At 71.6% G+C, this 11301-nt stretch carries 12 protein-coding genes and 1 pseudogene; 7 read left to right on the top strand and 6 right to left on the bottom strand.

Going from position 1 to position 11301, the window contains the following annotated elements; all coding sequences use genetic code 11:
* Together AB0E94_RS46800 and AB0E94_RS46805 are read left to right on the top strand one after the other, a co-directional pair.
* Positions 1–276 (top strand): annotated as a pseudogene (locus AB0E94_RS46800) (phosphoketolase); the annotation flags it as partial.
* A gap of 233 nt (positions 277–509) precedes the next feature.
* Positions 510–962, top strand: a complete 453-nt coding sequence (locus AB0E94_RS46805; protein ID WP_360341182.1) for a peptidoglycan-binding protein — start codon at positions 510–512, stop codon at positions 960–962.
* Positions 963–1007: 45 nt separating this feature from the next.
* On the opposite strand, the gene AB0E94_RS46810 is transcribed toward AB0E94_RS46805, so the two are convergent.
* The 6 genes from AB0E94_RS46810 to AB0E94_RS46835 all read right to left on the bottom strand — a co-directional run bounded on the left by AB0E94_RS46810 (position 1008) and on the right by AB0E94_RS46835 (position 6277).
* Positions 1008–1757: an ABC transporter ATP-binding protein gene (locus AB0E94_RS46810; protein ID WP_360341185.1), complete on the bottom strand. Its 750-nt coding sequence runs from the start codon at positions 1755–1757 to the stop codon at positions 1008–1010.
* A gap of 82 nt (positions 1758–1839) precedes the next feature.
* Positions 1840–2604, bottom strand: coding sequence for a cobalt ECF transporter T component CbiQ (gene cbiQ, locus AB0E94_RS46815; protein ID WP_360341188.1), 765 nt, complete (start codon positions 2602–2604; stop codon positions 1840–1842).
* Positions 2604–2936: a PDGLE domain-containing protein gene (locus tag AB0E94_RS46820; protein WP_360341191.1), complete on the bottom strand. Its 333-nt coding sequence runs from the start codon at positions 2934–2936 to the stop codon at positions 2604–2606. The genes cbiQ and AB0E94_RS46820 overlap by 1 nt, the downstream gene beginning before the upstream one ends.
* Entirely contained in the window at positions 2933–3637 is a 705-nt protein-coding gene (locus tag AB0E94_RS46825; RefSeq protein WP_360341194.1) for an energy-coupling factor ABC transporter permease, read from the bottom strand. The genes AB0E94_RS46820 and AB0E94_RS46825 overlap by 4 nt, the downstream gene beginning before the upstream one ends.
* A gap of 64 nt (positions 3638–3701) precedes the next feature.
* Positions 3702–4658 carry a nitroreductase gene (locus AB0E94_RS46830; RefSeq protein WP_360341197.1) on the bottom strand — a complete coding sequence of 319 codons (957 nt, stop codon included), beginning with the start codon at positions 4656–4658 and terminating at the stop codon, positions 3702–3704.
* A 47-nt stretch (positions 4659–4705) separates the two neighbouring features.
* The gene (locus AB0E94_RS46835) at positions 4706–6277 is read right to left on the bottom strand and encodes a GAF domain-containing sensor histidine kinase (RefSeq protein WP_360341294.1); all 1572 of its coding nucleotides are present in this window, start codon (positions 6275–6277) and stop codon (positions 4706–4708) included.
* 161 nt (positions 6278–6438) lie between these two features.
* On the opposite strand from AB0E94_RS46835, the gene AB0E94_RS46840 reads away from it, so the two are divergent.
* From AB0E94_RS46840 to AB0E94_RS46860, 5 genes are all read left to right on the top strand, one after another.
* A complete protein-coding gene (locus AB0E94_RS46840; RefSeq protein ID WP_093616533.1) occupies positions 6439–7086 on the top strand; it encodes a response regulator transcription factor in 648 nt (215 codons plus the stop codon).
* 53 nt (positions 7087–7139) lie between these two features.
* A complete protein-coding gene (locus AB0E94_RS46845) occupies positions 7140–8351 on the top strand; it encodes a flavin-dependent oxidoreductase (RefSeq protein ID WP_360341200.1) in 1212 nt (403 codons plus the stop codon).
* Positions 8348–8794, top strand: a complete 447-nt coding sequence (locus AB0E94_RS46850) for a MarR family transcriptional regulator (RefSeq protein ID WP_360341203.1) — start codon at positions 8348–8350, stop codon at positions 8792–8794. The genes AB0E94_RS46845 and AB0E94_RS46850 overlap by 4 nt, the downstream gene beginning before the upstream one ends.
* Positions 8795–8803: 9 nt before the next feature.
* Positions 8804–10534, top strand: coding sequence for a CocE/NonD family hydrolase (locus AB0E94_RS46855; protein WP_360341206.1), 1731 nt, complete (start codon positions 8804–8806; stop codon positions 10532–10534).
* A gap of 176 nt (positions 10535–10710) precedes the next feature.
* Positions 10711–11169 (top strand): DUF3237 domain-containing protein, encoded by a 459-nt coding sequence (locus tag AB0E94_RS46860; protein ID WP_360341209.1) that lies wholly within the window; start codon positions 10711–10713, stop codon positions 11167–11169.
* Positions 11170–11301: the final 132 nt, after the last annotated feature.

Genomic DNA, 11301 nt, shown 5'->3' on the forward strand with positions numbered 1-11301 from the left:
CACCAGCTGGTGCACGGCCGGCCGGACGCCGACCGGTTCCGGGTGCGCGGCTTCATCGAGCAGGGCACCACGACCACCCCGTTCGACATGACCGTCCGGAACAAGGCGTCGCGCTACCACCTGGTGATCGACGCGATCAACAACGCGCGGCGGCTGCCGGCCGGCGCCAGCGAGCTGAAGGCGTGGTGCGAGGCGCAGCTGGAGAAGCACGAGAAGTACGTGGTCGAGCACCTGGAGGACATGCCCGAGGTCCGGGACTGGTCGCTGGGGGACTGATCCCGTCGTGGGAAATCCCACTGCCGAGTGCACGTAGATGAGCGATACCGCGCGCGAATTCACAGATTCGCGCGCGGTTAGCCTATTGGAGTTCGCGAATCAGACAGCAAGCGGTCATCAATTCTTGCGAAAGTGCGCCCGAGACCTGTCTCACCCTTTTATTCATCGGCGCGGGAAGCGAAAGTGAGGGGAGCAACTACCCGTCGCTCGACGATGAGGAAGGGGACCCCCGTATGACCGCCACCCTGAACCCCTGGCCGACGACCCGGCAGGGATCCACTGACCACCCGGTGCAGACGCTGCAATACCTGCTGCTCGCCCATGGTCACACGGTCACCGTTGACGGCGTATTCGGCTCCGAGACCGGCGACGCGGTACGCGCCGTGCAGCGGGCCAAGAACCTTCCCGACAACGGGGTGGTCGACGCTGACACGTGGCAGGCGCTGCTGGTGCCGGTACGGCCCGGGATGCGGGGCAGTGCGGTGCGCGGCCTTCAGGAGGAGTTCGCCCTGGCCGGCGCCGACGGGATCTACGGGCCGAAGACCGAGGCGGCCATCCGTGACCTCCAGCGCACCATGCGGGCCGGGGGCGACGCCGTCCAGGTGGACGGGATCGTCGGCCCGCAGACGTGGCAGGCGCTGGTCAGCGGCCTGCGCGAGGCCGCCCCGCTGAGTAAAGCAGCCTGACCCCCACCGCAGCGTGGTGACCTGTGGTGCGGATCGCGCCGTAGGTCACCACGCTGCGGTGGGGTTGAAGCCGAAGGGCAGTTCCAGACGGTGCGCGGCCATCAGATCGCGGTCGGCGAGCAACTCGCCGGTGGGGGCGTCGGCGACGATCCGGCCGGCGTCCAGGATGACCGAGCGGGGGCAGAGCTCCAGAGCGTACGGCAGGTCGTGCGTCACCATCAGCACGGTCACCGGCAACGACTGGATGATCTCGGCCAGTTCGCGGCGGCTGGCCGGGTCGAGGTTGGACGACGGCTCGTCGAGCACCAGCAGCGAGGGGCGCATGGCCAGCACCGTGGCCACGGCCACCCGGCGCCGCTGGCCGAACGACAGATGCTGCGGGACCTGATCGCGGTGCTCCAGCATGCCGACGGCGGTCAGTGCCTCGGTGACGCGGTTGTCGAGGTCGGTTCCGCGTACGCCCAAGTTTGCCGGGCCGAAAGCGACGTCCTCGGCGACCGTCGGCATGAACAGCTGGTCGTCGGGGTCCTGGAAGACGACGCCGACCCGGCGGCGGATCTCGGTGATCGCCTGGCGATCGCCGGGGGTGACCGGCAGGCCGGAGATCTCCACCCGGCCGTCGCCGCCGTGCAGGATGCCGTTGAGATGCAGCACCAGGGTGGTCTTGCCGGCGCCGTTCGGGCCGAGCAGCGCCACCCGCTCGCCCTCGGCGAGGGTGAGGTCGATGCCGTGCAGCGCCTGCCGCCCGTCGGGGTAGGCGAAGGTGAGGCCGGTGATACTGAGCGCCGCGGTCATCTGATCATGCTAGGCCGGTCGCCGGTTCCGGCTCTGCGGAGGATCGTGCCGGGACGGCGGCGGCTGCCGGCTCTGCGGAGGATCATGCCAGGACGGCCGCGGCCACGGCGATTCCGGCGGCCGCCACCGGGAGGGCCGAGGAGAGCGCCCACTCGCGGGCCGGCGCCGGTGCGCTGTCCAGATGTGGCATCCGGCCGGCGTAACCGCGCGACAGCATCGCCAGGTAGACGCGCTCGCCGCGTTCGTAGGAGCGCAGGAACAGCGCGCCGACGCCGACCGCGAACGCCTTCACCTGCCAGAGGAACCGCGGGTCGTAGCCGCGGGACAGCCTGGCGATCCGCATCCGGCGGGCGTCGTCGATCAGCACGTCGACGTAGCGCAGCATGAACGTCATGATCTGGGTGATCACGGTCGGGCAGCGCAGCCGGTCCAGGCCGAGGATCAGGTCACGCATCGTGGTGGTCGCGGCGAGCAGCAGCGACGCCAGGACGCCGAGGGTGCCCTTCGCGAAGATGTTCCACGCGCCGTAGAGGCCGTCGACCGACAGCGACATCCCGAGCCAGTCGATCCGCTCGCCGTGGCCGGCGAACGGCAGCACCACGGCCAGCAGCACGAACGGCAACTCGATGGTGGACCGTTTGAGCAGCCAGCCGCCCGGCACCCGGGCCAGGGCGGCGACCAGCGCGATCAGCAGGGTGTAGCCGGCGAAGGCGGCGAACTCCTCCCGCGGCGTGACCACCACGACGATGGTGAACAGCAGCACCGCCACGATCTTCACCTCGGGGGAGAGCCGGTGCACCCGGCTGTCCCGGTCGAGATGGAGAGGGTGGGCGTGACCCGCCCCCACTAGGCGACCGGCTTACGGCGGCGCAGCACCCAGAACAGGCCGCCGCCGATGGCGAAGGTGAGCAGGACCCCGGAGACGCCGGCGAGGGCGGTGGAGAGGTACTCGTTGTCGATGCCCTTGATGCCGTAGTCGGCGAGCGGGCTGTCGGCGAGCTGGTGGTCGCCTTCCTGCTGGGCCATGCAGGTGCCGCCGGTGATCTCGTCGTCGGCGTTGAAGGTGCAGCCTTCGCGGGCGGCGTAGTCGAGGCCGTCCGGGCTGCCGGAGGCGAAGCTGGAGACGACGCCGGCCAGCAGCAGGGCCACGAACAGGCCGGCGATCAGGAACTTCTTCATGCCTCGGCTCCCGTCTTCGCGAAGGTCGGCCGGGTGCGGAAGGCACGCAGGGCGTAGACCAGGTCGGGGCGGACCTTGGCGACGGTGACCACGGTGGTGGCGGCGATCAGGCCCTCACCGATGCCGATCAGGGTGTGCACGCCGGCCATGGTGGCCGTGATCCCGCCGAGCGACAGGTCGGTGGTGCCGCCCAGCGCGTACTCGACGACGAACCCGAGCGAGGCGACCACGACCCCGACGATCGAGGCGATCAGGGCGGTCGCGCCGAGGCCGCCGGCCGTCTTCGGCAGGACCCGCAGGAGCAGGGCGACCAGCAGGTACGCCGCGGCGGTGCCGATCAGCGCCATGTTGGTGATGTTGAGCCCGATCGCGGTGAGCCCGCCGTCGGCGAAGACCAGCGCCTGCACCAGAAGGACGGTCGCCACACAGAGGGCGCCGACCCAGGGGCCGACCAGGATGACCGCGAGGGTGCCGCCGAGCAGGTGGCCGGACACGCCCGGCAGCACCTGGAAGTTGAGCATCTGCACGGCGAAGATGAACGCCGCGACCAGGCCCGCCATCGGGGCGAGCCGGTCGTCGAGGTCGACCTTGGCGCGGCTGACACAGACGGCCAGGCCGGCCACCGCTATCACTATGAAGATCGCCGAGACGGGACCGTTGATGATCCCGTTGGCGATGTGCATCGCCCGTACGTCGTCCATGGCGCCAGCATATTCATCGCCAGTGGTTGTTGCATATAGTTGGCAACTGGGTCAGTGATGATCTTCACCCGACCAGGACGTCGGCCACATCCCTCCGCGGCGACGGGTGACCGGGCTGGCCGTACCCGATCCGGAAGGCGATCTGCGGAAAGCCGGACCGGCCCAGCGACCGCCGCAGTTGATCGCGGGCCGTCGCCACCTCGATCGGCTGGGAGATCAGCGAGCTGGACAGGCCCGCGTCGGTGGCGGTCAGCAGCACGTGCTGGAGCGCCTGCCCGGCCATCACCTGATCGAGCTTGCGGTCACCGGCCGTGCCGAGGATCCCGACCAGCGGCTCCGGCTCGTAGTCGCGGCCCGGCGCCCGCCGCCGCCCGCCGAAGTTGCGCTGCGGGATCAGGTCCTGCGCCTCGGCCACCGACGCGGCCGCCGCCACCGGGATGCCGTCGGTCGCCGACTCGGTGTCGGTCCAGGTGATCATCTCGGCCTGGTACCGGTTGTCGCGCCGAAGCACCCGGTCGGCGCTGTGCGCGATCTCCGAGAACCCGGTCAGCGCGGTCATCCCGACCAGCAGGTCCAGCCAGGCGCCCTCGACCCGGGCCGCGTCGATCAGCCGCACCCGCACGTCGGCCGGCACCGGATCCGGCCAGAACGGGTGCCGGTTGCTGTACCGGCGCTCGATCGACGCGTACAGGTCACGCTCGGTGTAGGTCGGCGGGCGGTGCGGGGCCGGGGTCAGCCGGGCGACCACATCCGGTTCGTCGAAGTCCGGCAGCAGCTTCACCTCGGCCGGCGTGCCGGCCCAGGCGAGCGCCAGCCGTGCGTTGAAGGTGGCCGCGCCGAGCGCCAGCCGCAACGCCCAGCCGCCGTGGTCGGCGATGGTGATCTGCCGTCCCGGATCGGCGAGCACCTCGATGGCGCCGCCACGCAGACGGAACGCCCACGGCTGGCTGTTGTACATGGAAGGGGCCTGGAGGCCGGCCGCAGCGGCGCGCCGCAGGTCGGACGAGTCGTAGCGGGTCATCACTACACGGTGCCCCCTGCGTCGCCCGCCGATAAGGGCCGAAGGTCCTACAACGGCACCCGCCACAGCAGCAGCGTGCCGGGCCCGTCGGTGCGCGGCCCGATCTCGAAATCGCCACCCAGATCGCTCGCCCGCTCACCCATGTTGACCAGGCCGCCCCGGGCCAGGCTGGGGTCGATGCCGACGCCGTCGTCCTCCACCTGGAGGACCGCCTGCCGGTCGGCGACCCGCACCGAGACCCGCACGTGGCTGGCCTGGGCGTGCCGCGCCACGTTGGACAGGGCCTCGCGAAGCACGGCGATCAGCTCCGGCACGATGTCGTCCGGCACCGCGCTCTCCACCGGCCCGGACGTCTCCAGCGTGGGCCGGAACCCGAGCGTGTCCAGCGCCGCGTCACAGGTGTCGCGCAGCTCGGTCCGCAGGGTCGCGCCGACCGGCGCCCGCAGCTCGAAGATCGACCGGCGGATGTCCTTGATCGTCGCGTCCAGGTCGTCGACGGCGGTGTTTATCCGCTGCACGACCTCCGGCCGGACCCCCGGCGCCATCGCGCCCTGCAACTGCATGCCGGTCGCGAACAGCCGCTGGATCACCACGTCGTGCAGGTCACGGGCGATCCGCTCGCGGTCCTCCAGGACGGCCAGCAGCTCCCGCTCCTCCTGCGCGCGGGCCCGCTCCAGCGCCAGCGCCGCCTGCCCGGCGAACGTCGACAGCAGCGCCGCGTCGTCCGTGCTGGCCGGCCCGCTCACGATCAGCACGCCCTGTGGGCTGCTCTTCAACGGCGCGACCAGGGCCGGCCCGGCCGGCAGCGGGGCCGGCCACTCGGCGGCGTCCGGCAGGTTCTCCACCAGCCGGTACGAGTCGTCGAACGCCGGCAGCACCTGACCGGTCAGCCCGGAGTCGCCGCCCTCGACGACCTCGATCCGGTAGCGGTCACTGTCCGGCTCGAAGAGCAGCACCAGCACCAGCTCGGCGTCGGCCACCTCACGGGCGCGGCGGGCGATCAGCCGCAGCGCCTCGGTGCGCCGGACCGTGCCCAGCAGCACGCTGGTGATCTCGGCGGCCGCGGACAGCCACCGCTGCCGGCGCTGGGCCAGCTCGTAGAGGCGGGCGTTGTCGATCGCCACACCGGCCGCCGCGGCCAGCGCCACCACCAGTTCCTCGTCGTCGTCGGTGAACTGCTCGGCGCTGCGTTTCTGGGCCAGGTAGAGGTTGCCGAATATCTGATCCCTGGTCCGGACCGGCACGCCCAGGAAGCTGTGCATCGGCGGGTGGTGCGGCGGGAACCCGAACGAGTTCGGATGCTTCGTGATGTCCGGCAGACGCACCGGTTTCGGCTCGGTGATCAGCAGGCCCAGGACGCCCCGGCCGTGCGGCAGGTCGCCGATCTTGGCGTGCGCCGCCGGGTCGATGCCGTGCGTGACGAAGTCGGACAGACTGTTCCGGTCCGGCGCGAGCACGCCCAGCGCGCCGTAGCGGGCGTCGGCCAGCGCGCACGCCGCCTCCACGATCCGCTGGAGCGTGCTGTTCAGGTCGAGGTCGGTGCCGATACCGACGACCGCGTCGAGCAGGGCGCGCAGCCGCTCACGACTGGTCACGATGTCGCCGACCCGGTTCTGCATCTCCTGCAGGAGCTCGTCCAGGCGGACCCGGGAGAGCGGGCTCAATCCGAGCGACGGGGTTGTTCCTTCGGCCACCGGAAAAGGCTATCGGGTGCCGCGATCGACCCGCCCGGGACCTTAGGCCCTAGGTGGCAGGGACTCTCGCGAGGTAGGAATGAGACATGATCCGAGTCTTTCTCCTCGACGACCACGAGGTCGTCCGCCGCGGCCTCGTCGACCTGCTCCAGGCGGGCGGCGACATCGAGGTGGTCGGCGAGTCCGGGTCCGCCCAGGAGGCGGCCCGGCGCATCCCCGCCCTGCGTCCCGACGTCGCCGTTCTCGATGCGCGGCTGCCGGACGGCAACGGCATCGACGTCTGTCGTGACGTCCGGGCCGTCGACTCGTCGATCAAGGGCCTGATCCTCACCTCCTATGAGGACGACGAGGCGCTCTTCGCCGCGATCATGGCCGGCGCCTCCGGTTACGTGCTCAAGCAGATCCGCGGCACCGACCTCGTCGACGCGGTCCGCCGGGTCGCCTCCGGACAGTCGCTGCTCGACCCGGCGGTCACCCAGCGTGTCCTGGAGCGCATCCGTAACGGCGTCGAGCAGCCCCGCGAGCTGGCCTCCCTCACCGACCAGGAACGCCGCATCCTGGAGTTCGTCGCCGAGGGCCTGACCAACCGGGAGATCGCCGGCCGGATGTTCCTCGCCGAGAAGACCGTCAAGAACTACGTCTCCAGCCTCCTGGCGAAACTCGGCCTCGAGCGCCGCACCCAGGCCGCCGTCCTGGCCACCAAACTCCTCGGGGATCACCCGTCACATCACTGATGTCGACAGGCAATTGTTGACAGGCAATATGTTTGTCACAAAACTGTTCGCCCATGAGGATCGTGATCGCGGGCGCGGGCATCGGCGGGCTGACGACGGCGCTGAGCCTGCACGCGGCCGGGTTCACCGAGGTCACGGTCCATGAGCGGGCGGACGCGCTCCGCCCGCTCGGTGTCGGCCTCAACCTGCTGCCGCACGCCGTACGCGAACTGACCGAACTCGGCCTCGGCGACCGGATCGCCGGCCTCGGCGTCGCACCCGGCACGCTCGCCTACTACAACCGGCACGGCCAGCCGATCTGGTCCGAGCCCCGCGGCCTGGAAGCCGGCTACAAGTGGCCGCAGCTGTCGGTGCACCGCGGCCGCCTCCAGATGGAGCTGCTCGCCGCCGTCCGCGAACGCCTCGGCGACGTCGTCCACACCGGCCACCGCCTGCTCACCGTCCAGCCTCCACAGGCGGCCTTCGCCACCGCGGACGGCGACGTGACAGTCGCGGCCGACCTCGTGATCGGGGCCGACGGCATCGGATCGGCGCTGCGCGCGCAGTGGTATCCCGGCGAGGGCGCCCCGATCTGGAACGGGCTCACGTTGTGGCGGGGCACCGCCCGCGCACCCGGGTTCCTGGACGGCCGCACGATGATCATGGCGGGCGACGCCGTGCAGAAGTTCGTCGCCTACCCGATCGGCGACGGCGAGATCAACTTCATCGCCGAGCGGCGCGCCCCCGGCTTCGCAGGCGAGGGCGCCGACTGGAACCGGGCGGTCGACCCCGTACCCGTCATCGAGCTCTTCAAGAATTGGCGCTTCCCCTGGCTGGACGTGCCAGGGCTGCTGGCCGCCGCCGGCGAGATCCTGGAGTACCCGATGGTCGACCGCGACCCGGTCGGCAGGTGGACCCACGGCCCGGCCACCCTGCTCGGCGACGCCGCCCACCCGATGTACCCGAACGGCTCCAACGGCGCCTCCCAGGCGATCCTGGACGCCCGCACCCTGGCGTTCCACCTGGCCGGCAAGCCCCTCGGCGAGGCGCTCGCCGCCTACGAGAACGACCGCCGCCCGGCCACCACCGCGCTCGTCCTGAGCAACCGCCGCCAAGGCCCCGAACAGGTGATGGTCCTCGCCCACGAACGCGCCCCGGACGGCTTCGCCCACATCCACGACGTCCTCACCCCGGACGAGCTCACCGAGATCGCCACCGGCTACAAGAAGGCCGCCGGCTTCCACCCCGACGCCCTCAACAACCGGCCGTCGCTGAGCGCCCGATGACCGCCCTCGACGCCGCCCGGCTCGCCGCGGTCATCTCCCCGCTGCGGCGCACCCTGCTGACCGCCGCACGGGCCGCCGAGCACCTGCCGGAGATCCCGGACGCCCAGATCGAGATCATCCGGGCGCTGCCCCGGGACACCGTCACCACCCCGGGCGAACTCGCCGAACGCCTCGGGCTCAGCCGGCCCACCGTCAGCAACCTGCTCACCCAGATGGAGACGGCCGGCCTGATCGAACGCCGTCCCCGGCCGGCGAACCGCCGTCAGGTCGAGGTGCTGGCCACCGCCCGGGCCCTCGACCTGTTCGACCGGTTCGACCTGGCCAGCGGCGACATCGTCGCGGCCGCCGCGGCCACCCTCACCGACACCGACCGGGCCGCCCTCGCCGCGGCTCTGCCCGCCCTCGAACGACTGCGCGACGCCCTCACCAACCGTCCCGTCTGAGGAGTCCCCATGAGCCAGCGGCTCGCCCGATGGATACAGTCCCGTACCCTCCCCGGTCTCGTCCCCGGCCCCTACGACATCCGGATCCGGAAGAACCTGCGGGTCCCCATGGACGACGGTGTCGAACTGCTCGCCGACCTGATCCTGCCGGTCGGCTCGGACGAGAACCTGCCGGTCGTGCTCATCCGCGGACCGTACGGCCGCAGCGGCCCGGTCGCCGGCGAGGCGAAAGCCCTCGCCCGGGAAGGTTTCCCGGTGCTGTTCCAGAGCTGCCGCGGCACCTGGGGCTCCGGCGGCACGTTCACCCCGCAGGTCGACGAGCAGCGCGACGGCATCGCCACCCACCGGTGGGTCCGCGCCCAGCCATGGTGCACCGGCCGGGTCGTCACGTTCGGGCCCAGCTACATGGGCTACACCCAGTGGGCGGTCGCCGGGAAACTCCAGCGCGACGACCCGGACAACGCGCCCGACGCCCTCTGCCTGATCGTCACGATGCCCGACTTCGGGGCCATCACCTGGGACAACGCCGCGTTCTCGCTACGCAACGCGCTCGGCTGGTCGCAGATGATGAGCCGGATGATCCGCCGGGAGATGATCCCGCTGCTGCTCGGCATGCTCCGCCCGGACCGCAAACTGCTCCGCGGTTTCGGCACCCTGCCACTGCTCGACGGCGACCTCGCCGCCACCGGCCGCCGCATCCACTGGTACCAGGACTGGATCACCCACGAACAGCTCACCGACGACTACTGGACCAGCCAGTCACACACCGCCTCGGTCACCGACGTCACCGCGCCGACCTACATGATCACCGGCTGGTACGACATCTTCCTGCCCTGGCAACTGCGCAACCACGCCCAGCTCACCGCGGCCGGCCGGCCACCGCGGCTCACCATCGGACCCTGGGGCCATTCGGCCCGCGAGCTGGGCGCCACCGCGATCGGCGAGGCCTCCGCGTTCCTCAGAGAGCATTTCAGCGGTACGGCCACCGAACGCCCCGCCCCGGTCCGCGCCTTCCGGACCGGCCCGGGACAGTGGCACGACCTGCCGTCCTGGCCGCCACCGGGCGTCACCGGTCAGGCCTGGCACCTGCATGAGGCCGGCCGCCTGCACCCGGACGCCCCGGACGGCGGGACGACGCGTTACGTCTACGACCCCGACGACCCCACTCCGGCGGTCGGCGGCCCCAGCCTGGAACCGAAACAGGGCCCGGTCGACAACGCCGCCCACGAGAGCCGCGCCGACGTGGCGGTGTTCCGCGGTGACGTGCTCGGCTCCCCGGTCACCATCGCCGGGACCCCGGTGGCCCGGATCCGGTTCCGGTCGTCGCGGCCCAGCGCCGACGTGTTCGTCCGGATCTGCGACGTGCACCCGGACGGCCGTTCGATGACGGTCTGCGACGCGATCCGCCGGATCGGCCCGTCCGGTGTCGCTTCCTCGTCCCCGGCCGACGCCTCCGTGGCTGCCTCTGGCTCGTCCGGCTCGTCCGGCTCCGACTTTCAGGAGGTGGAGATCGAGTTGTGGCCGGCGTTCCACACGTTCGCCGCCGGTCACCGGATCAGCGTCCAGGTCAGCTCGGGCGCCCACCCGAGGTACGCCCGCAACCCCGGCTCCGGCGAACCGGCCGCGTCGGCGTCCGAGACCCACCGCGCCGAGCAGGAGATCTCCCACGACCCGGCCCGCCCGTCGCACCTCATCCTTCCGGTCTGGGCGCTCGACGCGGTTCCGGCGGGCCCGGCATGACCGCGCCGGCACCCGGAGCCGGCGGCGTTCCCGCGCCGGCGGCACCCGGACTTGGTGGCGGTGTTCCCGTGGCGGCGGTGCCCGGGTCTGGTGGCGGTGTTCCCGTGGCGGCGGTGCCCGGGTCTGGTGGCGGTGTTCCCGTGGCGGCGGCACCCGGATCTGGAGGCGGCGTTCCCGTGCCGGTGGTGCCCGGGCTGGAGGCGGCGTTCGATGTCGAGGTGCGGCTCGGGCCGATGGAGGACCACGGGACGACCCGGGCCGGTCACCGCCGGGTGGTGCCGATCGTCGGCGGGCGGGTGACCGGGCTGTTCGAGGCGGAGATCCTGCCCGGCGGCGCCGACTGGCAGATCGTCCGCCCCGACGGCGGCATCGAGATCGACACCCGCTACTCGGCCCGCACCGCGTCCGGCGGGCACGTCTACATGCGCACGTCCGGGGTGCGCAGCGGACGCCCGGAGATCCTGTCGGCGCTGCTCCGCGGCGATCCGATCGCGCCGTCCGACTACTACTTCCGCATCGGCGTCCAGTTGGAGACCGCTGACCCGGCCCTGTCCCACCTGGAGCAGTCGCTCTTCGTGGCCTCCGCCGTCCGCGAGTCCGACACGGTCCGCTACACGGCGTACCGCGTCACCTGACCCGCCCCAAAGCACCAGCCGTCGCTGACAGCGGTTCCGGGTGCGCCTTTCCCGTCGTGGCCGACGGCCTCGCCCGTCGGCCGTCGCTGACGGCGGTTACGGCCCCGGGTTTCCCGTGGTGGGCGACGGCTG

It is taken from the genome of Actinoplanes sp. NPDC026670 (assembly GCF_040638175.1).
Classification (GTDB): Bacteria; Actinomycetota; Actinomycetes; order Mycobacteriales; family Micromonosporaceae; genus Actinoplanes.